General features: G+C 58.2%; 21 protein-coding genes. 18 read left to right on the plus strand and 3 right to left on the minus strand.

The window, feature by feature from the left end; genetic code table 11:
* The 5 genes from JNO48_10905 to JNO48_10925 all read left to right on the plus strand — a co-directional run bounded on the left by JNO48_10905 (position 1) and on the right by JNO48_10925 (position 4275).
* On the plus strand, positions 1–1698 hold the full coding sequence (locus JNO48_10905) for a M3 family oligoendopeptidase (GenBank protein ID QTE67699.1): 1698 nt from the start codon (positions 1–3) through the stop codon (positions 1696–1698).
* Positions 1699–1731: 33 nt separating this feature from the next.
* The gene (locus tag JNO48_10910; GenBank protein ID QTE67700.1) at positions 1732–2499 is read left to right on the plus strand and encodes a hypothetical protein; all 768 of its coding nucleotides are present in this window, start codon (positions 1732–1734) and stop codon (positions 2497–2499) included.
* 196 nt (positions 2500–2695) lie between these two features.
* A complete protein-coding gene (locus JNO48_10915; GenBank protein QTE67701.1) occupies positions 2696–3853 on the plus strand; it encodes a haloacid dehalogenase-like hydrolase in 1158 nt (385 codons plus the stop codon).
* Positions 3854–3916: 63 nt separating this feature from the next.
* On the plus strand, positions 3917–4078 hold the full coding sequence (locus tag JNO48_10920; GenBank protein QTE67702.1) for a hypothetical protein: 162 nt from the start codon (positions 3917–3919) through the stop codon (positions 4076–4078).
* Between the two features lie 32 nt (positions 4079–4110).
* Positions 4111–4275, plus strand: coding sequence for a hypothetical protein (locus JNO48_10925; GenBank protein QTE67703.1), 165 nt, complete (start codon positions 4111–4113; stop codon positions 4273–4275).
* Positions 4276–4375: 100 nt separating this feature from the next.
* Here JNO48_10925 and JNO48_10930 read toward each other — a convergent pair whose 3' ends face one another.
* Positions 4376–5188, minus strand: coding sequence for a helix-turn-helix domain-containing protein (locus JNO48_10930; GenBank protein QTE67704.1), 813 nt, complete (start codon positions 5186–5188; stop codon positions 4376–4378).
* 270 nt (positions 5189–5458) lie between these two features.
* Here JNO48_10930 and JNO48_10935 point away from each other — a divergent pair, with 270 nt between their 5' ends.
* The 13 genes from JNO48_10935 to JNO48_10995 all read left to right on the plus strand — a co-directional run bounded on the left by JNO48_10935 (position 5459) and on the right by JNO48_10995 (position 21524).
* Complete coding sequence (locus JNO48_10935) at positions 5459–6379, plus strand: sugar ABC transporter permease (GenBank protein QTE67705.1); 921 nt, start codon at positions 5459–5461, stop codon at positions 6377–6379.
* A gap of 37 nt (positions 6380–6416) precedes the next feature.
* Entirely contained in the window at positions 6417–7367 is a 951-nt protein-coding gene (locus JNO48_10940) for a carbohydrate ABC transporter permease (GenBank protein ID QTE67706.1), read from the plus strand.
* An 80-nt stretch (positions 7368–7447) separates the two neighbouring features.
* Positions 7448–9121, plus strand: a complete 1674-nt coding sequence (locus JNO48_10945) for an extracellular solute-binding protein (protein ID QTE67707.1) — start codon at positions 7448–7450, stop codon at positions 9119–9121.
* Positions 9122–9496: 375 nt separating this feature from the next.
* Positions 9497–10528, plus strand: coding sequence for a LacI family DNA-binding transcriptional regulator (locus JNO48_10950; GenBank protein ID QTE67708.1), 1032 nt, complete (start codon positions 9497–9499; stop codon positions 10526–10528).
* Between the two features lie 318 nt (positions 10529–10846).
* On the plus strand, positions 10847–11713 hold the full coding sequence (locus JNO48_10955; protein QTE69751.1) for a sugar ABC transporter permease: 867 nt from the start codon (positions 10847–10849) through the stop codon (positions 11711–11713).
* A 57-nt stretch (positions 11714–11770) separates the two neighbouring features.
* Complete coding sequence (locus JNO48_10960) at positions 11771–12670, plus strand: carbohydrate ABC transporter permease (GenBank protein ID QTE69752.1); 900 nt, start codon at positions 11771–11773, stop codon at positions 12668–12670.
* 62 nt (positions 12671–12732) lie between these two features.
* Positions 12733–14259 (plus strand): carbohydrate ABC transporter substrate-binding protein, encoded by a 1527-nt coding sequence (locus JNO48_10965; protein QTE67709.1) that lies wholly within the window; start codon positions 12733–12735, stop codon positions 14257–14259.
* Positions 14260–14376: 117 nt separating this feature from the next.
* On the plus strand, positions 14377–16671 hold the full coding sequence (locus JNO48_10970; GenBank protein ID QTE67710.1) for a DUF4982 domain-containing protein: 2295 nt from the start codon (positions 14377–14379) through the stop codon (positions 16669–16671).
* Between the two features lie 211 nt (positions 16672–16882).
* On the plus strand, positions 16883–18193 hold the full coding sequence (locus JNO48_10975) for a redoxin domain-containing protein (protein ID QTE67711.1): 1311 nt from the start codon (positions 16883–16885) through the stop codon (positions 18191–18193).
* A 402-nt stretch (positions 18194–18595) separates the two neighbouring features.
* Positions 18596–19375: an alpha/beta hydrolase gene (locus JNO48_10980; protein ID QTE67712.1), complete on the plus strand. Its 780-nt coding sequence runs from the start codon at positions 18596–18598 to the stop codon at positions 19373–19375.
* Positions 19376–19420: 45 nt separating this feature from the next.
* Positions 19421–20104, plus strand: coding sequence for a flavodoxin family protein (locus tag JNO48_10985; protein ID QTE67713.1), 684 nt, complete (start codon positions 19421–19423; stop codon positions 20102–20104).
* Positions 20105–20213: 109 nt separating this feature from the next.
* On the plus strand, positions 20214–20513 hold the full coding sequence (locus JNO48_10990; protein ID QTE67714.1) for a winged helix-turn-helix transcriptional regulator: 300 nt from the start codon (positions 20214–20216) through the stop codon (positions 20511–20513).
* A gap of 159 nt (positions 20514–20672) precedes the next feature.
* Positions 20673–21524, plus strand: a complete 852-nt coding sequence (locus tag JNO48_10995) for a hypothetical protein (GenBank protein ID QTE67715.1) — start codon at positions 20673–20675, stop codon at positions 21522–21524.
* A gap of 90 nt (positions 21525–21614) precedes the next feature.
* Here JNO48_10995 and JNO48_11000 read toward each other — a convergent pair whose 3' ends face one another.
* Both JNO48_11000 and JNO48_11005 read right to left on the minus strand, forming a co-directional pair.
* Complete coding sequence (locus JNO48_11000; GenBank protein QTE67716.1) at positions 21615–22904, minus strand: carbohydrate ABC transporter substrate-binding protein; 1290 nt, start codon at positions 22902–22904, stop codon at positions 21615–21617.
* Positions 22901–25447 (minus strand): response regulator, encoded by a 2547-nt coding sequence (locus JNO48_11005; protein QTE67717.1) that lies wholly within the window; start codon positions 25445–25447, stop codon positions 22901–22903. Before JNO48_11005 ends, JNO48_11000 begins: the two co-directional genes overlap by 4 nt.
* Positions 25448–25488 lie beyond the last annotated feature (41 nt).

The following is a 25488-nucleotide window of genomic DNA, read 5'->3' on the forward strand; positions in this document are numbered from 1 at the left end:
ATGATCCGGTTCAGTGAAATGCCTTATGAACGCCCGGATGTTGAAGGACTGAAAGCGGCGGTGGAGGAAGCCACCCGAAAGGTGCGCGAAGCGAAGAGCGCCGCGGAGGTCCGGGACGCCTATTTCGCACTGCAGGAAAAGGAAGAGGCTTCCGATACCCTGTACAGCCTGGCGTATGTGCGGAATACGATCGACACGAACGACGCCTTCTATGAAGGGGAAATCAAATGGCTGCAGGCAGCCTTTGCGGAAGCGATTCCGCAGTTCAACGCGTGGAAGAAGGCCCTGGCGGAATCCCCGTTCCGCGGGGAGCTGGAAGCGGAATTCGGAAAGCAGCTGTTCCGGAAGATCGATGCCGGCCTGATGACCAGCGACGAGCGGATTATCCAGGAGACCATCCGCGAGGGCGAGCTGCGCCAGGCGTACCAGAAGGCAACGGCGGTTGCGTCCACGGATTTCCGCGGGGAGAAGTGCAATTTCTACGGCCTGCTGAAGCATATGGAGAGCACAGACCGGGCAGAACGGAAGGAAGCCTTTGAAGCCTGGGCGGCGCTGTATGAGCAGATCAGCGGGACGCTGGAGGAACAGTACGGCGAGATGGTGCGCCTGCGGGACGCGAAGGCGAAGAAGATGGGCTTCGCGACCTATACCGACATGGCGTATATCGCCCGCAGCCGGTTTGATTACAAGCGGGAGGACGCCGCGCGGTTCCGGGAACAGGTGCGGACCATCATCACTCCGGCAGTGGCGGAAATCCGGGAAGCGCAGCGGAAACGGCTGGGCGTGGACAAGCTCCGCTATTACGATGAGGCCCTGAAATTCCCGGACGGCAACGCCGTTCCCATCGGCACGGAAAAGGAACTGGTGGAAAAGGCCCGGAAGATGTACCGGGAAATGAGCCCGGAAACCGGCGAATTCTTCGATTTCATGACGGAGTACGGGCTGTTTGACCTGGAGACGAAGCCCGGAAAGCGGATGGGCGGATACATGACCAGCTTCCCGGGATACAAGGCGCCGTTCATCTTCAGCAATTTCAACGGGACCCAGGCGGATGTGGACGTGCTGACCCATGAGGCGGGCCATGCCTTCCAGGGATATCTGGCCATGCGGTCCATCCCGGTGGCGGAGCTGACCGGCTCCACGGCGGAAATCAACGAGATCCATTCCATGAGCATGGAGCATTTCGCCTATCCCTGGATGGAACTGTTCTTCGGCGAAAACGCGGAGAAGTATATCACGGCGCACCTGGTGGGCGCGCTGTGCACGATCCCGTACCTGGTGAGCGTGGACGAATTCCAGCACGAGGTGTACGCGAACCCGGACAGCACACCCGCGGACTGGCGGAGATACTGGCGGGAGATTGAAAAGAAGTATATGCCCTGGCGGGATTATGACGGAAATGAGTTCCTGGAGGGCGGCGGCTTCTGGATGCAGAAGCAGCATATCTTCCTGTATCCGTTCTATTACATCGAATACGCACTGTCCCAGATCTGCGCGTTCCAGTACTACGGGCGCATGAAGGAAGACCGGAAGGCGGCCTGGGAGGATTACCTCCGGCTGTGCCGTGCCGGCGGGACGAAGGGATACTATGAGCTGCTGGAGACCGGGAATCTGCTGAACCCCTTCCGGGACGGCACGGTGGAAAAGAGCACAGCGCATGTGATTGAGGAAATCCGCCGGCGGTATATCCGGGGCTGAGACGGACGAAAACAGACAGAGGAGGGAATCCGAATGATTGGGAAAACGGGCTGGAAGATGCGCGCCGGGATTTTTGCCTGCATTGTGCTTTTTGCGATGCTGGTGCTCACCGGGGCGGCTTTTGCGGATGACGAGGAGCTGGAAGAGCTGATTCCCGGCATCTGGACCGCCACGGACGAGGTCCAGGACGAAGGCGGGGAACCGCGGGAAGTGACCGAAACCGTTGAGTTTTCGGAGGACGGCACGCTGACCGCACTGTTTGAGAGCAAGGACGGCAGCTTCGCGTATACCTACACGGGCACCTGGACGTTTGAACTGGTGACCGGGGGAATGGACCGGCTGACGCTGTATTTCTCCTCGACCGACAACCCGGAATATGCCGGCAGCGACTACAGCGTGGAATGCGCGTACAACGTCTACTCGGAAGCATGGCCGGAAGACAATGTGTATATCACGTACCTGATCATCGAGGATACCGGGGAGGATGACGGAGTCACATCCCCCTTTGAGAACGCCTACGGCTATGACGGCACGGCGCTGCGCCGGGAAGAGGGACCGAACATGCAGGTGGTGAACTGCAGCGAGTACGTTTCCCTGCGGAAGGCGGCGGACAAGTCATCCGCCCGGATTGAGAAGGTGCCGCTGGGGGCGCTGGTGCTGGCCTATCCCGAAGAGGAACAGAACGGATTTATCCTGTGCGTATATCACAGCGAATACGGATACATCCTGGCGGACTACCTGGCGCCGGTGGATGAAATCCTGGAAGAAGCGGAAGAAACGGGAGAAACTGCAGAAGAATAACCCTAACGAAAAAGGCCCTGCCGGAATGCCGGCAAGGCCTTTTTCTTTCTGCTTTTTTACGGTTTTTCCGCAGAAATTCCGCGGAATTCTGCCAAAACAAGCTGAACCAGTGCTGATTTGTCCATTTTTAGGTGGACATCTGTTGGACACGGTACGGTATATTGGTTTCGGAAAGAGGCAAGGAGTGTGGCAGGCCATGGAAGAGCAGCGGAAAGCAAAGAACCGGCTGATGACGATCATCGCACTGGTGGTGCTGGCGGCAGTGATCATATTCGCGGTGGTTTACTACCTGAACAGGGACCGGACCGCGCCGGCAGTGCAGCCGGTTAAACCGGCCACGGAGCTGGGCGAATACTGGACCGAGGGATCCGAAGCGGCGCAGAGCCTGCGGGACTATGTGGCGAAGGTGACCGACCCGAAGGACACAGCGAACTTCATTCCTGAAAAAGACCGGATCGCCGTGTTCGACATGGACGGGACGCTGGTGTGCGAAACCTACTACACCTACTTCGATACGATGATGTTCATCGAGTATTGCCTGAACGACCATCCGGAACGGGTGTCGGACGAGCTGAAGCAGGCGGCGGCTGAGATTAAGCCGGGATACACGGCGGGGGAAGAACTGGCACGGAACTTCGCCAAGGCCTTTGCCGGGATGACGATGGAGGAGTTCCACGACTACATCGTTGAATTCGGGCAGAAGAAAACCGCAAGCTTCAACAACATGCGGTACATCGACAACACCTACCTGCCGATGGCGGAGGTGGTGAAGTACCTGTACGACAACGGATTCACGATCTACGTGATCAGCGGAACGGAACGCACCACCACCCGGGTGGTGGTAGCCAACTCCCTGTTCAAGGATTATGTGACGCCGAACCACGTGATCGGCACCGACTTTGAAGTGAAGCAGAAGGGGCACGAAGAAGAAGCCTCCAACATGAACTTCAAGTATGAAAACGGCGACGAGCTGGTGCTGACCGGCGGGTTCATCCAGAAGAACCTGAACGGCAACAAGTCCATCTACATCGAACGGGAGATCGGGCAGCGGCCGGTGCTGGCATTCGGAAACAGCGGAAGCGACACCAGCATGATGAACTACACGATCGACAGCCGGAACCCCTATCCGGCGCAGGCGTACATGGTGGTCGCCGACGACAACGTGCGGGAATGGGGCAAACAGGACTGGGAAACCAAGTCCGAAGAATACCGGGCGAAGGGATATATCCCGATCTCCATGAAGAACGATTTCGCGCAGATCTATCCGGACGGAGTCGTTCCGGCGGAGGAGCAGTACGTGGAGCCGGAATGGACCGCGGAACCCGAAAAGGAAGAGCTGCCGAACGCGGCGTAAAGCCGGGAAATAAAGAAGGAATCACGGGGAAAAGGTCCCCTGAAATTGAAGGAGGATACAGCAATGACGGACAACATGATCAACACCAACCGGAAAGAAAGCATCAAGGCCCAGGCGAACGGAAAAACCGAGAAGCCGTTCAAGAGGCAGGAACGCATGATGGACCGGAACAAGCTGATTGTGGACGCTTACCTGCTGGAGCTTACCCGCGTGAACTTCCATTGACCGGCCTGTTCCGGCTGAAAGGGAAAAAGCATATGGAAAATGCAAAGGAAGAAATAATCGAGGAAGAAGAGGAAGACTGCAAGCCCCTCACCGATGAGGAGTTTGCGGAATTCCAGAAGGAAGAAGCGCGCAAGGAAAAGAAGATTTTCGGGATCTTCGAAGCGATCTGGGACGCGATTACCGTTTTCTTTACCTGAACAGGCAGCGCCTGTATGAAAAGCGCCGGGGGACGAACCCCGGCGCCTTTGTGATGCCTGAAAATGAAACAATGGGGACTGTCCCCAACGTTTCATTGCTTCACTGGGCAACATCCCCGGAGGCACGCTTGCGAAGGGCGGCCATATGGTCGGAGGGAAGGACACCGATTTCGGCCATGAAGGCCCGGCGGAAGGTGCGCATGTTGGCATAGCCGCAGATGCCGCAGATTTCCGTGAGCGTCAGGTTCGGGTCCCGCATGAGCAGGCGGGCGCGCTCGATGCGGATGGCGTTGATGAACTGCCGGAAATGGGTGTGCAGGCGCTCCGAGAAGAAATGGGACAGGTGGGAAACGCTGATGCCCAGGGCGCGGGAGGTGCTCTCCAGGGTGATCTCCTCCAGGGCATGCTCGGAAATATAGCTGATGATCCGGTAGCCGATTCCGCGGTCGCTGTAGTCATAGACCGGATGGTAGGTGAGGTTGGGAAGGATTCCGGCCAGGAGCACATGCAGGTGCGCGATGCACATGGCCAGGTTTTCCTCCATGTTCAGATGGTTCAGCCGGTCCGCTGAAAGGCGCAGGTCCACGCTGGTCTTCCCGGCAGGGAGGACCGCACAGTCCGGCTGCAGGCCGCGGAAGGTGCCGGCGTATTCCGGGATGATATCCGGGGGAAAGATGGCCACGAGCCCGCCGACGTCCTCGCTGAGCTCATCATAGCTGTGTGTGACCAGCGGGGAGACCACTGCCGCGTCGCCGGGACTCAGCCGGTACGGAACACCGTCGATGGTCATGACGGCGGAACCCCGGGCCAGGATGACAAGCTCCGCCTCGGAATGCACATGGGCGGGGAAGGTGGAATGGGTCATTTCCCCGATAAACAGCCGTTCCGGCCGCTGCTCGTAGAATGTTGCCAAAGGCTGCCTCCTTAACGCGGATTTGTTTTTTGTCCCTTCCGGGCCTGAACCCGGAAGGATTTTTTCGTTTGATCTATTGTGATCTGACTTATTGTAAACCATTTTGAACAAAAATCCAATATATTTGAACTGTCCGAGTGCAAATTTTGTCCCATAAAACTAAAAAAATGGTGTTGTGGCACTTTATTCCGGATGATAGACTAAACACAATTCAGAGGGAAAAATTCGATAAAACGCCGGGAACGGCAGAAACAGCAGGAGGTGAAAACAATGCAGCGGATGAGTCCCAAGAAAAGGCGCTCGCTGATTGAGTTTACCTATATCCTGCCGTTTATCCTGCTGGTGGCGCTGTTCTCCTATTTCCCGCTGTACGGCTGGGTTTACGCATTCCATGATTTCGTGCCGCCGAAGCCGATCAGCAATGAAACCTTTGTCGGCCTCAAGTGGTTTTCCAGCCTGTTCTCCAATCCGGTCAAGACCCGGGACGTGATCCGCGTAATGCGGAACACCCTGGCGATGAGCGGCATCTCACTGGCGTTCAGCTGGTTCCCGATGATCTTCGCGGTGTTCCTCAACGAAATCAAGAGCAAACCCTACCGCAAGTTCGTCCAGACGGCGACGACCCTGCCGAACTTCATTTCCTGGGTCCTGGTGTTCTCCATTGCGTTCCACGTGTTCGGATCCAACGGCGCGGTGAACAAGGTCCTGCAGGACCTGGGATGGATCAGCACGCCGATTTCCTTCCTGAAATCATCGGATCACGTCTGGTTCCGGATGTGGCTGTGGCTGACCTGGAAGAATGCCGGCTGGGCGGCGATTATGTACCTGGCCGCGATCTCCGCCATCGATGAGCAGATGATCGAGGCTGCCAAGGTGGACGGCGCGACCCGGATGAAGGTCATCTGGCATATCACGATTCCCAGCATCCTGCCGACGTACTTCGTCATCGTGATGCTGAACATCGCCAGCTTCCTGTCGAACGGCATGGAGCAGTACTACGTGTTCCAGAATGACTTCAACCGGGAATGGGTGGAAGTGCTGGACCTGTATGTTTACAACTACGCTACGGCCGGACGGGGCAACTACCCGCTGGCCACGGCGATCAGTATCCTCAAGAGTATCGTGAGCATCTTCCTGCTGACCGGCGCGAACACCGCGTCCAAGCTGATCCGCGGGGAAAGCTTTATCTGATCCCGGAAGAAGAAAAACAGAAAGGAGGGGAAACGGCATGACCGGAAAGGCTTCGGACAAGATTGAACTGCATGACAAGCATAAAGCGAAGATCCGCCGCTCGCCCGGCGACTATGTGATCAGCTTTATCACGTATGTGGTTTACGCGTTCTTTGCCTTTGTGTGCGTTTACCCCTTCTACTACATCATCATCAACTCCATCAGCGCGAACAACCTGAGCGACAGCGGCAAGGTGATCTTCTACCCGATGGAGATCCACTTTACCAACTACAAAAACCTGGCCAATATCCCCGGACTGACCACCGCCGCCTATATCTCCGTGCTGCGTACGGTGATCGGTACGGTGCTGATCGTGGTGGTGGCGGCATTCCTGGGCTATATGTTCACCCGGGAAACCCTGTGGAAGCGGAAGTTCTGGTACCGGTTCGTGGTGGCAACGATGTATTTCAACGCCGGCGTCATCCCGTGGTACCTGACCATGAAGCTGCTGGGCCTGACCAACAACTTCTGGGGATACATTTTCCCGATGGTGGTCCAGCCGTTCTATATCATCCTGTGCAAGACCTACTGCGAAAGCGTGCCCAAGGAGCTGCAGGACGCCGGTGAAATCGACGGCGCCGGCACGCTGCGCATCTTCTTTTCGATTATGCTGCCGGTTATCAAGCCGATCCTTGCGACGATTGCGATCTTCGCCGCGGTGGCGCACTGGAATTCCTTCCAGGATACGCTGCTGCTGATGACGGACGAGAAGCTGTTTACCCTGCAGTTCCAGCTGTATCAGTACATTACCCGGGCCAGCAGCCTGAAGGCCCTGGTGAATTCGAGCACCAGCGCGTCCGCCATGGCGGCGATCCTGGCGCAGTCCGCGACAGCAACTTCCATCCGCATGACCGTTACGGTTGTGGTTGTGCTGCCCGTGATGATGATTTATCCGTTCTTCCAGCGGTTCTTTACGAAAGGCATCATGATAGGAGCAGTGAAAGGTTAACCTTTCACTGTTCACATCCCATTTCTTTTGTCGATGAAGGCGGACTGCCTTACATCATATATTTAAAGGAGGGTACATTCATGAAAAAGATCCTGTCAGTCCTGCTGATGATCGCCATGCTCCTGAGCCTGGTTTCCATCAGCGCGGCGGAAGGCGCAGAACCGACCGTCCTCACGTTCTACGATGAAGCCGCGAACTACCACGGCACCCAGTCCGGCTGGTTTGCCAAGGTTGTGAAAGACCGCTTCAACATCGAACTGAACATCATTGCCCCGCAGGTTGTCGGCAATGAAGTTTATACGACCCGCGCCATGGACGGAGACCTGGGCGACATCGTGATCGTCGACAAGAGCAAGGTCAAGACCCTGGTCGCTGAAGGCCTGATCCGCCCGATCGATGAAATCGCCGGATGCGAGAACATCATGCGGTTCAAGGATCAGATCGACGTTTACAACAAGGAACTGACCGGTGAAGACGGAAAGTACTATGGCATCCCCGCTGAGATGACCGACACCGCCCCGGACACCCTGACCGATGACGTGATCTACTCCAGCCCGCAGCTGCGCTGGGACCTGTACGAAGCGGTCGGCGCTCCGGAAATCGCGGACCTGGACGGCCTGCTGGACGTGCTGGCCAAGATCCATGAAATCCATCCCACCGAAGGTGAAGACAAGGCTTACGGCCTGTCCCTGTGGCCTGACTGGGACGGCAACGACAACATGATCGGTATCGCCAACGTGGTCCAGCTGACCACCTGGTACAACGAGAAGATCAAGGGCTCCGCGATCCTGAAGGGCGACGGAACCTTCTCCGAAATCTACAACAAGGACAATGCCTACTACAAGATCGCGAAGTTCCTGTTCAAGGCTAACCAGATGGGCCTGGTCGATCCGGAATCCGGTGAGCAGGACTGGAACGCGGTTGCCGCGAAGCTGTCCGCCCGCCGTGTGGACCTCATGTGGTACAGCTGGCAGCAGGGTTTCACCAACAGCAGTGATTACGCTGCCCAGGGTGCGACCTTCATCTTCATCCCCGTCGGCGACATGACCTTCTATGCGGACGCGGACCGTTACTACGGCGCGGACCGTGTGTGGGCGATCGGCTCCAAGGTGGAAGGCGAGAAGTACGACCTGATCCTGAAGTTCCTCGACTGGTATGCCAGCCCCGAAGGCATGACCTTCCAGCATGTTGGTATCGAAGGCCTGAACTACACCAAGAACGAAGACGGCACCTTCACCAAGCTGCATGATGACGCCCTGGCCCTGAACCTGGAAGTTCCGGAAGAGTACGGCGGCGGCGGATACAGTGACGGCAACAACGCCATCAACCAGTGGATCGGCGCGTCCATCTGCGTGAACCCCGACAACGGCGAGCGCTTCCCGATGAAGTTCTGGAAGTCCTACCAGGAGTGGGAACGTGAAAACGACAAGACCAAGGCTGCATGGCAGGCGAAGTTCGACGCCCTGAACCCCGTGGACTACATGAAGAAGCATGACATGCTGAAAGCCAGCCCCTCCGTTGGCTTTGCTGCGCCGGAAGACAGCCTGGACATCCAGTCCATGCGGGCTGACGTGAACAAGCAGCTGTGCACCTACACCTGGAAGATGATCTTCGCCAAGGACGAAGCGGAATTCGACTCCCTGTGGGACGAGATGATCACCCAGATGGACGGCTTCGGCTACAAGGAACTGTATGCTTATGACTGCGGCGTCTACCAGGCTGAGGTGGACCTCAAGAACGCGGCCCTGAAGTAATTAACCTGAACTTGCCTCTTGGGGCGCCCTGTTAAAGGGCGCCCCATTTTTCGTGTCAGTTCTGTTCGCTCCAACCCGGGGAATTCCGTTCCGAGACACGGCTCGCGCCTGTATTCCGCACGCAGCAGATTCTAAGCTCTGTCTTCGGCTGCGCCTCGCCAATCGCTAAGAACTGGCGTGCTCCATAACGTCCCGTAACGAAACACCCCGGGCTTCCGCTCGCAGGGCGGGAAGGTCGCCAGAGAGTGAAAAGTGAAACGATGGGAACAGTCCTGAATGTTTCACTATAGCGACCCTCTTGCATTTTTGGGTATTATGTGCCATGATGAAAGCGCTTTCAGAGACAAATTCAAAGCAGAAACCGGAGGCAGCGGGATGGAGAAGAAGAACGTCACCATCTATGATATCGCGCGGGAAGCGCAGGTCAGCCCGGCGACTGTTTCCAGGATCCTGACCGGGACGACCGCGGTGCGGGAGGAAAAGCGCAGAAGGGTGATGGAGATCATCGAGAAGTACGATTTCCATCCGAACGCGTATGCCCGGGCCCTGACGGAAAACCGGAACAAAACGATCGCCATGGTGGTGGCACACAGCGACAACTCCTATTACAGCAGCGTGTTTGCGGCCTGCCAGGCGGAGGCCTACCGGCGGGGCTATGTGCTGCTGCTGATGGATACCTCTTCCCGGCGGGAGAACGAGATTTCCGTTATGAACCGGATCCGGGAGCTTCGGCCGGAGGCGGTGATCCTCTGCGGCGGCCGGATTGATCTGGAGGAGCAGGATCCGGACTTTACTGCCATGCTGCAGCAGACGATGCACTATACCCGCATTGTGGTGGGCTCCCGGAGCCCGCTGCCCGGGGTTCCCGGGATCTCCGTGGACCACCGGGCTTCCATGGACCTGGCGGTGCGCTACCTGGCGGAGATGGGGCACCGGGAGATCGGGTTTGTGTATACGGGGGCGCAGTACTACGGGACGGTGGAACGGCTGGACCAGTTCCGGAAGGTGATGAAGGAGCTGGGACTGCCGATGCGGAAGGAATGGCTGATCGGCGTGGATGACTACTCGGTGGATGCCGGGCAGGAGGGCGCCGGAAAGCTGCTGAAACTGAAGAAAATGCCGACCGCCCTGCTTGGAATGAACGACATGGTGAGCGCCGGCCTGCTGCAGGGCCTGCTGGCGGGGGGACTCCGGGTACCGGAGGATATCTCCCTGCTGGGCTTTGACGATACCTTTGTGACGGGGATCACGACACCAAAGCTGACATCTGTGGGGTATGATTACCAGTCCTACGGGGCCGAGCTGGTGCAGACCGCGCTGGAGCCGGAAACCGAGTGGCCGCAGGACCGGAGGATACCCGTGTTCGTTGCGGAACGGGCCTCCTGCGCGCCGCCTTCAAAGAAGTAAACATGTGACTTTCGGTAAAAAAACGAACAGATATTGCAATACAGGATCATTTCTGTTATACTGACCTTAGAAGTAATGAGATTGTTCCAGGAAGAAGCCGGTTCTCGGAATTTTATTTTTCAGGAATTTTGAAACCGGTTTCATTTAAAGCCCTGAGTTTGAAACCGGTTTCAGATTTCAGCAAAGGGCCGATTCCCGGAGCGGGACGAGACTTGAGAGGGAGTGGGAAAGTTGCAGAAGCCTGTCCAGGCGAAGGTCATCAACTACAAAAAGCCTTCCATCGGCCGCACGGTCATGCAGAACAGGACGCTGATCCTGATGTGCGTGCCCGCGATCCTGTTTTTCCTGGTGTTTGCCTACCTGCCGATGCCGGGGGCCTATATTGCTTTCACCAATTTCCAGTACAACAAGGGCATTTTCGCCAGCCCGTTTGTGGGGCTGAAGAACTTCCAGTTCCTGTTCATCTCCGGCCAGCTGGGGCTGCTGCTGAAGAACACCGTGCTGTACAACCTGGCGTTCATCATCCTGGGGAATGTGCTGCAGCTGGCGTTCGCAATCATGCTGAATGAGGTGGCCAGCAAGGGCTACAAGAAGACCGCGCAGAGCATCATGTTCCTGCCGTACTTCATCTCAGATGTCCTGGTTTCCCTGCTGGTGTATAACCTGATCAACTACGACTTCGGCTTCATCTCCCACCTGGTCCGGTCCCTGGGAGGGGACATGCCGAAGGTTTACCAGAACGCCAACGCATGGCCGTTCATCATCGTGCTGGTCCACCTGTGGAAATCCACCGGGTACGGCACCGTGGTGTACTTCGCCGCGATTACCGGCATGGATTCCTCGATGATGGAAGCCGCGCAGATTGACGGCGCCAACGCCTGGCAGCGGATCCGGTACATCACCCTGCCGACGCTGAAGCCCACGGTGATCATCCTGTTCCTGTTCGCCATCGGCGGCATCCTGAAGGGCAACTTCGGCCTGTTCTACAACCTGGTCGGCAACAATTCGATGCTCTTCAAAACCACGGACATCATTGAGACCTACGTTTACCGGTCCATGATGAACAGCTTCAACTTCTCCCAGAGCAGCGCCGTCGGCCTGTTCCAGAGCGTGGTCGGATTCTTCATCGTGCTGGGCGCCAACGCCTTCGTGAAGCACCTGGATCCGGACTACGCGCTGTTCTGATGAGCGGGGAAAGGAGCGAGAAAGATGACTGTGAAAACGCAGGGCAATCCCCACGTGATGCATACCACCCATATCCGCAAGGATAAGTCACTGATTGTGATCAACGTGATCACCTACATCCTGGTGACGATCTTCTGCGTGATGTGCATCCTGCCGTTCTGGATGATTATCGCATCCTCCTTTTCCACGGAGGACGCCATCCGCCGCACCGGCTTTACCCTGTGGCCGGTGGAAACCAGCACTTATTCCTATGAACTGCTGTTCCGGAGCCCGGACCAGATGATCGGCGCCTACGTGGTGACGATCGGCCTGACGCTGGTGGGCACGCTGGTCGGCCTGTTCCTGGTGGCCATGACCGGATACGCCCTGCAGCGCAGGGACTTCCCGTACCGGAACAAGATCATGTTCTACATCTACTTCACCTCCCTGTTCTCCGCCGGCCTGGTGCCGTTCTACCTGCTGATTGTGCAGTACCTGAACCTGCGGGACAGCTACCTGGCGATCCTGCTGCCGCTGCTGATGAGCCCGTGGCTGATCGTGCTGATGAAGAACTTCGTGAAGGCGATCCCGCATGAGATTACCGAATCCGGCAAGATCGACGGCGCCGGGGACTTCACGATCTTTGTGAAGCTGATCCTGCCGAACCTGAAGCCGGCGCTGGCAACCATCGGGCTGTTCCTGGCGCTGAGCTACTGGAACGAGTGGTACTACAGCTCCCTGTTCCTGACGACCAAGGTGGAATACCGGCCGCTGCAGTACCACCTGTACAACGTAATCAACAAGGTGGCCAGCCTGAAGAACTCCGTGGCCGGCTCCAACGTGGTGATTACGGACCTGCCCGGCGAGACGCTGAAGATGGCGACCGCCGTGATTGCGACCGGCCCCATCATCCTGCTGTATCCCTTCGTGCAGAAGTACTTCGTTGCCGGCCTGACGGTGGGCGCGGTGAAGGGATAAGGTTTCCCCAAGGGATTTATGCCCGGAAAGGGCTGAATCATATTATAAAAGGAGGGTACCCCATGAGAAAACTGATAGCGATTCTGATGACCCTGGCCATGGTATGCTGCCTGCTGCCCGTCGCGGTGGCGGAAGGCATCGACACTTCCGAGCACGTGAAGATCGTGTACCTGGTGACCGGCGACAAGCCCACCAACCGGACGGATGAAGTGCTTGCGAAGATCAACGAGCTGCTGACCGAAAAGATCAACGCGGAGCTGGAGTTCCGCTGGATCGAATGGACCGACTGGCAGACCCAGTACAACCTGGCGCTGGCGACCCAGAGCGGCGATATCGACCTGATCGGTACCGCTACCGACTGGCTCGACGCGTGGCCCAACAGCCAGAAGGGCGCTTTCCTGCCCCTGAGCGAGGACATGCTGAAGACCTACGCCCCCAAGACCTGGGAAACCGTTTCCGAAGCGCACTGGAACCTGTGCAAATACAACGGTGAAATCTACCTGATGCCCGAAGACAACTACGCGCAGTGGACCAACCACGGCTTCATGTACCGCGGTGACTGGGCGAAGGAAGCCGGACTGGAAAACGGCGTGCATTCCTGGGAAGACCTGGGCAAGTACTTTGCCTGGATCAAGGAGAACAAGCCGGATGTCGTCCCGTGGGACGCCAACGGCAACGGTTCTTCCTACAGCCCCCAGATGGCCGGCGGCTGGCAGACCTCCCATACCGGCAACATCGCCATTGAAGGATTCCCGGTAGCGATCTTCTACGGCGAGAGCAAGGAAAATCCCTACACCCTGAGCCGCTATTACGTTGAAGGCGACGAGCTGGTGAACTTTGCGAAGGAAATGAAGGCATGGGCAGACGCCGGATACTGGCGCGCGGACGTGCTGAACTACACCGGCGACGTTGTGGCGGAGATGGAAGAAGGCAAGACCGGCGCCCATCAGCACCACACCCAGACCTGGACCAGCGAGCGCACCACCATGGAACGCAAGCAGCCCGGTTCTGACCTCGGCTTCTTCTGGTTCGGCGAAGAAATGGGCAACCTGATCTCCCTGAACATCACCCACGGCGCCATGGCGGTTGCCGCGCAGAGCAAGCATCCGGAACGCGCCCTGATGGTGTATGACCTCATGCGGAATGATCCGGAAATCTACCACCTGATGCAGTACGGATTCGAAGGTGAAATGTACACCGTAGACGAGAACGGCCTGTTCTCCCGTCCCGAAGGCTTCGAAGATTCCGTGGACGGCGTGTCCTTCAACTTCTGGTGGGGCCGTAACGACAACCTGGAATACCGCAACGCGCAGCTCGACTGGGATGCCATCGGCGCGATGTACGATGCGTATGACAAGGTGAAGATCGACTATCCCTACGGCCAGTACATCTATGACAACTCCATGGTGGGTGTGTTCATGGACAACCTGAGCAATGTTTACAACACCTATATGCCGCGGATCGTATTCGGCATGAACGATGATCCGGAAGCCCTGGTTGCTGAATTCCGCCAGGCGCTGCAGGATGCGGGAATCGAAATGGTGATGCAGGAGATCCAGGGCCAGCTGGACGCTGTGTACGCCAAGTAATTCCCGGAAACAAAGGGCTGCCCGCGGTGGGTTTTCTTTCGGGGGCAGCCCCCTTTTTATGCCCGGCAGGGGTGCGCGGGAGCATCCCGGGGTATTTGCAGACGAGGAGAAACGCAGATGAGAAAGCAGATCGTTCTTGACGCCGGATGGCGGTTCCACTACGGGGACGCGGCAGACGCGGGCTTTATGGGATATGACGACCGGGGATGGCGGAAGGTGACACTGCCCCATGACTGGGCGGTGGAGCATCCCTTTGACATCTGCTGGGCGAGCGGAACGGGCTACCTGCCGGGAGGCACTGCCTGGTACCGGAAGCACTTTACGCTGACGGCGGAGGAGGCGGCCGGCCAGGTGATCCTGGGCTTCCAGGGAGTGTACAAGCATGCCAAAGTATGGGTGAACAGCAATTACCTGGGCAGCCATGCTTACGGCTATACCAGCTTCTCATTCAACATCGGCGAGTTCCTCCGGGAAGGGGAGAACGTGATCGCCGTACGCGTGGAGCACGAGGATGTGGCGGATTCCCGGTGGTATGCCGGCAGCGGTATCCAGCGGCACGTAATGCTGACGGTGACCGATACCGTATGCTTCCGGGAGCACGGGATTTACGCCGTGACGGAAGAAGACGAAAGCGGGAATGCTTCGGTGCGGATCCGGTACGGGACGGAAGGCGCGGATTCGGTGCGCTTCCGCCTGCTGGGAGCGGACGGGGAAACCGCCGCGGAAGGCATCGCAGGGGGAGCGGAAGGCACGGTGATCCTGCCGGCCGCCGGGCTGCGGCGCTGGAGCTGCGCGGATCCCTTCCTGTACATCCTGCAGGGTGAAGCCCTGAAGGACGGGAAGGTGACGGACCGCGAAGGGATTTCCTTTGGCATCCGGACATTCCGGTTTGACGCGGACAAGGGTTTCTTCCTGAACGGGGAGAGCATGAAGCTGAGGGGCGTGTGCGTCCACCACGACGCGGGCTGCCTGGGGGCCGCCGTACCGAAGAACGTGTGGAAGCACCGGCTGGAGAAGCTGAAGGAAATGGGCTGCAACGCCATCCGGACGGCGCACAATCCGCCGGATCCGGACCTGCTGGACCTTTGCGATGAGATGGGCTTCCTGGTGATGGACGAAGCCTTTGACGAGTGGGAAGGCACGAAGAACAAGTGGTGGCAGGGACACAATGTGTATCCCCCGAAGCATTTCGGCTACGCGGAGGATTTTCCGCAGTGGCATGAGGCCGACCTGCGGAGCATGGTGGAGCGGGACCGGAACCATCCCTGCGTGATCCTATGGAGCATCGGGAATGAGATCGACTATCCCAACGACCCGTACGTGACCCCGCTGTTCAAAGAGGTGCTGGGGAACAACGATGCCAACAAGCCGCTGGCGGAACGCCTGTACGACGTGCGCAAGCCGGATGCGGGACGGCTGGCGAAGGTGGCCGCGGAGCTGATGGATATCACACACCGGTATGACGATTCCCGGCCGGTGACCAGCGCCCTGAGCTTCCCGGAACTGAGCAACCGCACCGGGTACGCGGACGTGCTGGACCTGGCGGGCTACAACTACCGGGAGGGATTCTACGAGGCGGATCACGCAGCGTATCCCGGCCGGGTGATCCTGGGCAGCGAGAACAGCCATGATCCGGAAGCGTGGAAAGCGGTGACGGACCATGAATACATCGCCGGGCAGTTCCTGTGGACCGGGGTGGACTTCCTGGGCGAATGCCCCGGATGGCCGGTGCGCATCAGCCGGGCGGGCGCCCTGGACTTGCGCGGAAAGGAAAAGCCGCTGTATGCCCAGCGGAAGGCCCTGTGGACCGAAGTGCCCGTGATCCGGATCGCAGTGGGAAGCGCGGAGAAGGACGACGGCGCATGGGGTGAATGCTTCCGCTGGGAAGGCACACCCGGGGAGAAGAAACGGGTTGCCTGCTACACGAACGGGCAGGAAGCGGAGCTGTTCCTGAACGGGCGCAGCCTGGGCCGGAAGAAGCCGGACGGGGTGCGGGCCGTGTGGACCGTGAAATATGAGGACGGAATCCTGGAAGCCCGGACGGAAGGCGCCGAAGACCGACTGGCCACCCCCGGAAAAGCCGTGCGGCTGGAGCTGGTGAAAGACTGCGAAAGCCTGCAGGCCAACGGGACGGACGTGATGCAGATGGAAGCCATGCTGCTGGACGCCCAGGGGAACCCGGCGGCGGACGAAACGCTGCACTGCCAGATCCTCGGGGACCTGGAACTGCTGGGCCTGGAAAACGGAACGCCGGATGACCTGACACCGTACCGGGAGGCATACCGCGCCACCCGGGAGGGAACCCTGACCGTTTACCTGCGGGCGGGATGCACCGGAGGGAATGCCACCGTGCGGATCTGGAGCGAAAGCGGAATCGCGGCGGAAACTGAAGTAAAGATGCGGAAAGAATGAACAGGATGAGACTGAGGGGCGCCCCATTCCGGGGCGCCCCTTTTTAAGTGAAGAGTTGAGAGTGAAGAGTTGTGAAACGATGGGGATTGTCCCCATCGTTTCATTTGTGGTATACTGCAGCCATATAGAAGAAACCGATGGCAGATGAATCGTATATAGAGGCGGGAAGGAGAACCCGCCATGATATAAAGGCAATGTGGAGGATGGAACGATGAAGAGAAAACTGATGATCCTGCTGGCGGTGGTCCTGATGTGCGTGCTGGGTGCTGCAACAGCCGATGAGTCGCCGATCCTGGGGAAACCGCTGCCGGATTTCCATTTCCTGGATACGGCCCAGAAGATCCAGACCCTGTCCGGGCTCATGGAGGGCAAGGACGCGGCGCTGATCAACCTGTGGACATCCTGGTGCCGCCCCTGCAAGCTGGAATATCCATTCCTGAACCAGGCGTACGAAAAGTACGGGGACCGGGTAGCGTTTATCGGGCTGAGCGTTGATCCGGAGGATACGCTGTTTGACATCAAGGAAATCAAAAAGGACTATAAGCTGGCGTATCCGGTGGGCCGGGAAGAACATTCCGGGCTCCTGGATTACCTCGGCGGAAGCCATGGGACCCCGACCACCATCATCGTGGACCGTTTTGGGAATGCCGTGTATTTACAGGTAGGCGCGTTCTTCAGCTATGACCAGATTGAGCGGCTGATGGAAGAGTTCCTGGCGGAGGATTATACCGAATCCAGACCGCTCGTCCGGCTCCCGCTGCCGACCGCAACCCAGGCGCTTCCGGTTGCTTCGTCCCGGCACATCTGGGTGGAGGAAGAAGATGCCCGGCATGTCTGCGTTACGACCCATTTCGGCAATGAGGAAATGGCAGCCTGGTACGGGGATCAGGTGTGCGATGGCTGGGTGTTCAGCGGCGATTCCATACGGTTGGCCATGACCCTGGGACCCGGGGATGACCCGCAGAATATTGAGTTCAGGGATCTGAACAACTTTATCAATTTTGAGATGGGCTCCCTGCTGGATCCGGAGCGAAACCTTTATACCTATGAGATGCCGATGATACCGGATCCGGAACTGGACACCTGGTACAACATAACGCTGGGAATCAAGGAAGGATATATTGATGATGACCCGGCCTATACCGAAGTGATCATTTTCCCTGACGAGGATGCGATCCGGGCTTTTGTGGCATACTGCGCGGAGGATGGGGACACGGTTACCTGGGAGTATACGGATGAGGTGAAGACCGGGCCGGAAAACGGCACAGAAGGAGCGTATATCCTGCGCGCGATCGACCAGTACGGGCAACCAGTGACGGGAGTAACCGCCAGCTTCTGCACGGACGAGACATGCTATCCGGCCAAAGCGGATGAAAACGGCGTGATCACCTTTACCGGGGAAAAACAGAACTACCATGTCCAGGTGGTGAAAACGCCGGAGAGGACCCGCGCGGACAAGGATTTTGAGCTGCAGACCGGGGAAGAGTACGGGGAATGGATTCTGGTGCTGCATCGGGAATAAGCATTTCATACGAAACTCGATAAAGCTGGACGAAAAAAGGAACGTTGTTCAGAAACGCTCCAGCCCGGGGTATATCGTTTCGGGACACGCTCTCGCTGTGTTTCGCACGCAGCGGATGCTAAGCTCTGCCGTCGCTTAACAGCTCGGCAATCGCCAAGCACCGGCGTGCTCAAAACGTCCCGAGAACGAAACACCCCGGGCTTTCGCTTGCAAGCAGCATGGAACGAAAAAGACCGTCCCTCCGTTCCGTGGAACGAAAAAGACCGTCCCTCCGTTCCGGTCCCTCCGTTCCGAAAACGGCTGTGAAAACGGCCGTTTTCTGTTGCCCGGAAGGGCAGGATGTGGTATGCTGAACCCCGGAAAAACCGGAAAACAGAAAGATAAACGGAGGCAATGAATGCCATGCGCCATGAAGTGATTCAACTTCCCGAAACGGGAGTGGAACTGGAAACCTACCTGACGGACAACCGGGCGGTGGAAGCGGGGAGAAGGAAACCGCTGATGCTGGTATTTCCCGGCGGCGCATACGCGTACCGCAGCGACCGGGAAGCGGAGCCGGTGGCCCTGCGGCTGACGTCGCTGGGAATCCAGGCGGTGATTGTGCGCTATTCCGTGGCGCCGGCACGGTATCCGAAGGCACTGGAGGAGGCTGCGGAGGCGGTGGCATATGCCCATGCGCACGCGGAGGAGTGGCTGTGCGATCCGAAGATGGTGGCGGTGATGGGCTTTTCCGCCGGCGGACACGCTGCGGCGCACATCGGCCTGAAGTGGCATCAGATGCCGCAGGGAGCAGCCTGCCGACCGGACGCCATGATCCTGGGTTACCCGGTAATTACCTCCGGGGTGCATGCCCACCGGGGTTCCTTTGAGAACCTGCTGGGAGAAGACTATGAGAAGCTGAAAGACGAAATGTCCCTGGAGAACTTTGTGACGGATGATACGCCGCCCACTTTCCTGTGGCACACGCGGGAGGACGGAGCCGTTCCCGTGGAGAACAGCCTGCTGCTGGCCAATGAGCTGTGCCGGCACGGAATTGATTTTGAACTGCATATCTGGCAGCGCGGCAGGCACGGGATGAGCCTGGCCAACGACCAGGTGTACGCGCCGGACGACGCGAACATCCGCCCGGAATGCCAGGAATGGATTGAAATGGCCGCGCGGTGGCTGCGCGCGCTGAAATAAAAAAACGCCGGGAAGGAGAACCCGGCGCGGTGGAGGAGAAGAAACATGAAAATCCTTGTACTGAACGGAAGCCCCAAAGAAAAGAGCGATACGTTCCGGATGACCGAGGCGTTCCTGAAAGGCCTGAACCGGAACGGAGAGCATGAAGTGAACGTGATCCGCGTGATCGACAAGGACATCGCGCCCTGCCGGGGCTGCTTCGGCTGCTGGGAGCGGATGGACGGACACTGCGTGATTGAGGATGACCAGAACGCGATCCTGGACATCTACCGGGAGGCGGACATCATCATCTGGAGCTTCCCGCTCTACTGCTACGGGATGCCCAGCCACCTGAAGGCGCTCCTGGACCGGACGATCCCGCTGGTAAAGATGAAGATGGTGCAGGAAGCGGACGGAACGGTCCGCCACGCGGCGCTGGCGGATTTCTCAAAGATCCATACGCTGGTGATCTGCGGATGCGGATTCCCGGACTGGGACGGGAACTTTGACGGCCTGAAGATTATGTGCCGGAACGGCTTCGGGAACCTGGACATGGTATGCGTGCCGGAAACGCCGATGCTGAACGTGCCGGCAGCGGCCCCGCTGGCGGATCCGAAGCTGGCGCGCTTTGAGGCGGCGGGCGAGGAATATGCCGCCGCGCTGACGCTTTCCCCGGAGACGGTGGCGGAGCTGGAAAGCCCTATGATCCCGAAGGAAATGTATATCCGGATCGTGAACGGGGAACAGTAAGACTGTGCTGAAAATGTTTATCGCTGGCGGGACCGCGCGGATTATGGTATATTGAATAAGGCGCGGGACCTGCGGGAGAACAGGGCAGGCGCACGGAGGAGGAACGGGAATGGAAATCCGGTACCAGAAGATGGCAAAGGCATTCAAGGCCCTGTCGGATCCCAAACGGGTGAAGATTGTGGATATGCTGGGCTGCGGGGAAATGTGCGCGTGCGTGCTCCTGAAGGCGTTTGAGATCACCCAGCCGACGCTGGCCCACGACATGAAGGTGCTGACGGACGCGGAGCTCGTGGTGAGCCGGCGGGAAGGGAAGCGGACGATGTATTCGCTGAACTGGACCACGCAGAAGCGGATGAACAAGATTATGGAAAACCTGGTTGCGCAGTGTGATTCCCAGTGCTGCAAATGAGAAAACCAGGCGGCACAGACTGTCACACGCCGGATTTCCGGCGTGTTTTTCCATGGGACAAAATTTAATTGAAATATAGAAATATTTCTATTAATTTTCCAACCGGCGGCGAGTATGATAGGGGCACGGGCCTGAGCCCGGGAAAGAGAGGTCCACCCCATGAAAAAACTGATTGGTATGCTCGTTGCCCTTGTACTGATGATGACCATGACAGCCGCGCTCGCGGAAGGAGATATTGTCCTGGGCCAGGTGGAATACCCGGCACATGGAACGTCCAGCTTTGCCGTGATTACTGTGGCGCTGCAGGATGACGTGATCGTCGCAGCAAAAATTGATGAATTCCAGTTCATGAAAGACCGGGAAGACCTGCCGGCCATCGGCGTTCCGAACAGCCTGGATAAGCTGGGCGAAAGCTTCCCGGAAGGACAGGTGCTGGGTTCCAAGCGCGTGAACAACGACCTGTACAGCCTGAACATGCAGCGCGGCGGCTCCACGACGCAGATTTCCGCGAACTTCAACGCGATTGAAGCGTTTGTGAAGGGCAAGACCGTTGCGCAGCTGGAAACGTTTGTTTCCGCCTACACCGATGAGAACAAGGCGGAATTTGTGGACGCCGTTTCCGGCGCGACGACCGCGGACACCCTGGGCTATGTGCGGGGGATCCTGACGGCTGCCAAGGCGGCCCAGCGCGTGACGGGCACCTACACCTTCTGGAACAAGACCGGTGAGACGGTGACCGAGCTGTACCTGGTGGATAACGAGACCGGCGAAAAGGGTCCCAACTACGCCGTGAACGGCTTTGCCGCCGACGCGAAGTACGTGGTGACCCGCAGCTTTACCCCGGAACAGAAGGAAGCCGGCTACAGCATGACGATCTCCTTCAAGACCGAAAGCGGATATGAAGCGCCGTCGTTCCCGACGCTCCACATTGAGGAAGCGCCTGTGACCCTGCTGGCGGCCGACGCCATGACCGGCGCGACGCCCATCAGCTTCTTTGCCCCGAAGGACTAAGCGAAGGCTGATCATCCGAAACATAAACAGCGGCACCCTGTCCGGAAAGACGGGGTGCCGTTTTTTATGTTCAATTCAGTGCCTGTTCTTTTACTTGAGGGATCCGTACTGGCTGACCGCTTCATCCACCGTGAGGGTACCGGTGCCGACCTGGTAAGCCGCGTTCCGCACCTGGCCAGCCAGGGGATCCGTGATCCCGATCACTTCCGGGGACAGGATCCGTTCAGCGGGGACCCAGCCGAACGGCTCGTATACGGAGTCGAAGGAGAGGTCGGTAGTCGGCGTTACCAGGCGCTTTACCGAGGCCATCCTGTTCAGCTCCTGCCGGCTGACCAGGAAACGCATGAACTCGTTGGTCATATCCAGGTTGTCACAGGTTTTGTTGACGGAGAATTCCACAGACGGACTGTCGACAAAATACCCGCCGGCATCGGACAGGGGAACGGGGGTGAAGGAATAGGTGAAAGGCGCTTTGGAGAACGCCTCGGACTGGCTTTCCCGCTTGCCGGTTCCGGACACGGTGTCGCCTGTGCAGATCATCATGGGGACGTCTCCCTCGAAGAAGCGGAGAATGACCTGGGTGTAGTTATCGGTGATCTCATTGCATTTTTCCAGGTTGATATATCCGCTTTCGATGAGCTGCATCATCCGCTCCAGTCCCGGACGCAAGCATTCGCCCGCGGCGGGATCCATCTCATTGGCGGCTTTCAGCATCTCCGGACTGGCGGCGAGGGCGGCCACGACTTCCGGATAGACCAGGGAGTTCATCAGGGAGCTGGAAGAGCCCGCACTGTAGCCCATCAGCGGACTTGCATATCCTTTGGCACGGAATGCTTCGCATACCGCCAGCAGCTCTTCCCAGGTGGAGGGGACCTGCAGCCCTTCCTTTCTGAACAGGTCATTGTTGACCAGCATGCCGTAGTTCCGGGCGAAAACCGGCACCATCAGCAGCTGGCCATCGGCGTCCCGGCCCAGCAGGCTGGGGCGGATGCATTCCAGGTCCAGGCCCAGGGCGGGATCGGAAAGATCCTCCATATGGGCCAGGACGGTCGCGTAGCTTTCGTTCCCGTACATCCCTGTAAAGGAGAAGAAGATGTTCGGGGCGCTGCTGCTTTCCAGGATGGTTCCCAGCAGGTTATTGTAGTCATCCGGTTTTACGTAGCTGAGCTCCACATCGGGATAAAACTCATTGAAGCTGTCGAATTCCGCCTCGAGCGCCTCGAAGTTGGAATAGCTGCCGATGACGGTGATTTCGCAGCTGGTGTCCGGGTCCAGCCTCGGCTGGAACGCCCCGCCGGGTTCCGCGTGAACCCCGGAGAAGCAGGCCATCGGCACCATTGCAAGCAGGGCGGCCAGGACGGTACAAAGCAGTTTTTTCATTTTTTCTTTTCCTCCTTGATCCTGCGGATTTCCTTGATCACCAGTTTCAGGTCAATCGGTTTGGCAATATGCCCGTTCATACCGGCTTTGAGGCATTCCGTTACGTTTTCGGAAAAAGCGTCGGCGGTCATGGCAATGATGGGAATGGAGGCGGCCCACTGGTTTTCCAGCTTCCGGATGGCCCGTGTCGCATCCAGGCCGTTCATCTCCGGCATCTGGATATCCATGAAGATCAGGTCATAGGCGCCTTCTTCAGCCGCGGCCATTTTTTCCGTGCAGATCCGTCCATTCTCCGCCCGCTCGGACATGATGCCGAACATGCCCAGCATGGTGGAGATGATTTCCCAGTTGATATCGTTGTCTTCCGCAATCAGGATGCGCATTCCGGCCAGGTCAGAATAGTCATCCTCCGGCTCCCGGGCTTTGGCTTCCGTTCCGAGCAGTCCGTTGATTTTCTCATACAGCATGGACCGGAACAGCGGCTTGCCGATGAAGCCGTTTGCCCCGGCATCTTTCGCGCTGTCTTCGATATCGGACCAGTCATAGGCGGAGGTAAGCAGGATGGGGATTCCGGCACCGATTTCCGCGCGGATGCGCCGGATCGTCTCGACACCGTCCATATCCGGCATCTTCCAGTCCAGGATGACGACGCTGTAATCCTTCCCGTCTTCATGACGCCGGCGGATCATTTCCAGCGCTTCCGCCCCGCTCTTCGCCTGTTCGGCATGGATGCCCAGGGACTCCAGCGTATCCAGCGCGGTTTCCAGCGTGACCGGGTCATCATCGGCAATCAGGACCTCCACACCGTCCATCCGCATCTCATCCAGCTGCTTTTCGGCAATGGGAAGATCCAGCGTAATGGTGAAGGTGGTGCCTTTGTCCACTTCGCTCTCGCATTCAATTGTCCCGTTCATCAGGTCGACCATCTGCTTGGTGATCGCGAGGCCGAGGCCGGTGCCCTGGATGCTGTTGATCCGGCTGTCCGTCTGCCGGGAGAAGGGCTGGTACATCTTCGCCAGGAATTCGGGCGTCATGCCCATGCCGGTATCCGCGACACAGTAGACCAGCCGGACGCAGCCGGCCTTTTCGCTTTCTTCCTCCCGCAGGTCCACGGACACGCTGCCGCCCGGCGGGGTATATTTGATGGCGTTGGAAAGGATGTTGATGTAAATCTGGTTCAGGCGCAGCTGGTCCGCGTAAAGATACTCATGGCGGATATGGTTGGTGCGGAAGCTGAAATCAATGTTCTTCTCCTTGACCATGGGCTGGGACATGTTCACCAGGTTCTGCACGGTTTCCACGAGGGAGAAGGTGAGCGGGCTCAGGGTGATCTTTCCGCTTTCCACCTTGGAGATATCCAGGATATCATTGATCAGCGTCAGGAGGTGGTTGCCGGCCAGGCCGATCTTCCGCAGGTTGTCGGCCACAGCTTCCTGATCCCCCAGGTTCTTTTCGGCAATGGTGGTCAGGCCGAGGATCGCGTTCATCGGGGTGCGGATATCGTGGGACATGGTGGAGAGAAAATCGGTTTTGGCCTTGCTGGCCGCTTCCGCTTCCTGCGCCATGACCCGGAGCCTTTTGTTGACGGAATGCAGGTACAGGAAGTCCATGACCAGCAGGAGCAGCAGCCCGAAGGTGATGACCCCGATCAGCAGCCAGTCCTCGGTGACCGCGTTCAGGTCGGTGACCGGCGCGGAGCTCAGCAGCACCCAGCCCTTGGTGGAGGTGATGGGGGTGTGGGCGACGATGCATTCCCGGCCCTTTGAATCCAGCATGGTGAAAGAACCGGTATCGGACAGGATTTCTTCAAACAGCTGCTGCTGCACCGGGATTCCCGGCTGGTTATAGGATTTGTAAAACTCGAAGAAGCTGGCGTTTTTGAAGGAGCGTCCCTTGATGACGTAGTTGCTTTCCGTATCGATGATGGAGAAATCCTCATCCTCATACTCTTCCTGGGGGAAGACCCACTTCTCCTTCAGGCTGGAGGTGGGGATGATGCGCAGCAGGTAAGCCTGCCGCTTTTCGCCGGTTTCCGCGTCCCGCACGGTGATGCGGTTGCAGAAGGCCAGGGACTGCTCTCCGTTGAGGGGATTCGTATAGGTCCGGGTGATGTTGATGGCTGTGCCCAGGTCCGCGATCCAGGATCCGTCCCCGAAGAGCTCCAGCCGCCTGTAGGAAACCGCGTAATCATCCGCACTGCCCGGCTTCGGCCGGGTGGAGTATCCATCCAGGGTTTCCGTGTCGATCAGGTGGGCGGACGCGGCGGTCCTGGCATGGGTGGCCCGGACATACGCGGCTGCTTCCTCCAGCGTCAGGTCCCCGCTGTTGATATACTGCGCCCAGTTGTCGCAGATTCCCTGTTCCCCTTCCAGGTAGTTACCGGTGACGCGTTCCATGGCAATGGTCGCGTTGACAAAATGTTCCACCTGGGACCGGTAGTTTTCCTTTTTCTGATAACTGGAATACAGCGCGACAAAGACCAGCATGGCGATCATCAGGGCGACGTTCGCCAGCACGATCCATAACGTTTTGCGACGGTTCATATCAGCAGCTCCTTCAGGGGAGAAAGAATCACAGGATAACC

Source organism: Clostridiales bacterium (assembly GCA_017569285.1).
Taxonomy (GTDB): domain Bacteria; phylum Bacillota; class Clostridia; order Christensenellales; family Aristaeellaceae; genus Aristaeella.

What these genes read in the sequence shown, in the direction of transcription:
- JNO48_10905 (QTE67699.1), top strand. Translation starts at nt 1, where the DNA reads ATGATCCGGTTCAGTGAAATGCCTTATGAACGCCCGGATGTTGAAGGA.
- JNO48_10910 (QTE67700.1), top strand. Translation starts at nt 1,732, where the DNA reads ATGATTGGGAAAACGGGCTGGAAGATGCGCGCCGGGATTTTTGCCTGC.
- JNO48_10915 (QTE67701.1), top strand. Translation starts at nt 2,696, where the DNA reads ATGGAAGAGCAGCGGAAAGCAAAGAACCGGCTGATGACGATCATCGCA.
- JNO48_10920 (QTE67702.1), top strand. Translation starts at nt 3,917, where the DNA reads ATGACGGACAACATGATCAACACCAACCGGAAAGAAAGCATCAAGGCC.
- JNO48_10925 (QTE67703.1), top strand. Translation starts at nt 4,111, where the DNA reads ATGGAAAATGCAAAGGAAGAAATAATCGAGGAAGAAGAGGAAGACTGC.
- JNO48_10935 (QTE67705.1), top strand. Translation starts at nt 5,459, where the DNA reads ATGCAGCGGATGAGTCCCAAGAAAAGGCGCTCGCTGATTGAGTTTACC.
- JNO48_10940 (QTE67706.1), top strand. Translation starts at nt 6,417, where the DNA reads ATGACCGGAAAGGCTTCGGACAAGATTGAACTGCATGACAAGCATAAA.
- JNO48_10945 (QTE67707.1), top strand. Translation starts at nt 7,448, where the DNA reads ATGAAAAAGATCCTGTCAGTCCTGCTGATGATCGCCATGCTCCTGAGC.
- JNO48_10950 (QTE67708.1), top strand. Translation starts at nt 9,497, where the DNA reads ATGGAGAAGAAGAACGTCACCATCTATGATATCGCGCGGGAAGCGCAG.
- JNO48_10955 (QTE69751.1), top strand. Translation starts at nt 10,847, where the DNA reads ATGTGCGTGCCCGCGATCCTGTTTTTCCTGGTGTTTGCCTACCTGCCG.
- JNO48_10960 (QTE69752.1), top strand. Translation starts at nt 11,771, where the DNA reads ATGCATACCACCCATATCCGCAAGGATAAGTCACTGATTGTGATCAAC.
- JNO48_10965 (QTE67709.1), top strand. Translation starts at nt 12,733, where the DNA reads ATGAGAAAACTGATAGCGATTCTGATGACCCTGGCCATGGTATGCTGC.
- JNO48_10970 (QTE67710.1), top strand. Translation starts at nt 14,377, where the DNA reads ATGAGAAAGCAGATCGTTCTTGACGCCGGATGGCGGTTCCACTACGGG.
- JNO48_10975 (QTE67711.1), top strand. Translation starts at nt 16,883, where the DNA reads ATGAAGAGAAAACTGATGATCCTGCTGGCGGTGGTCCTGATGTGCGTG.
- JNO48_10980 (QTE67712.1), top strand. Translation starts at nt 18,596, where the DNA reads ATGCGCCATGAAGTGATTCAACTTCCCGAAACGGGAGTGGAACTGGAA.
- JNO48_10985 (QTE67713.1), top strand. Translation starts at nt 19,421, where the DNA reads ATGAAAATCCTTGTACTGAACGGAAGCCCCAAAGAAAAGAGCGATACG.
- JNO48_10990 (QTE67714.1), top strand. Translation starts at nt 20,214, where the DNA reads ATGGAAATCCGGTACCAGAAGATGGCAAAGGCATTCAAGGCCCTGTCG.
- JNO48_10995 (QTE67715.1), top strand. Translation starts at nt 20,673, where the DNA reads ATGAAAAAACTGATTGGTATGCTCGTTGCCCTTGTACTGATGATGACC.
- JNO48_11000 (QTE67716.1), bottom strand. Translation starts at nt 22,904, where the DNA reads ATGAAAAAACTGCTTTGTACCGTCCTGGCCGCCCTGCTTGCAATGGTG.
- JNO48_11005 (QTE67717.1), bottom strand. Translation starts at nt 25,447, where the DNA reads ATGAACCGTCGCAAAACGTTATGGATCGTGCTGGCGAACGTCGCCCTG.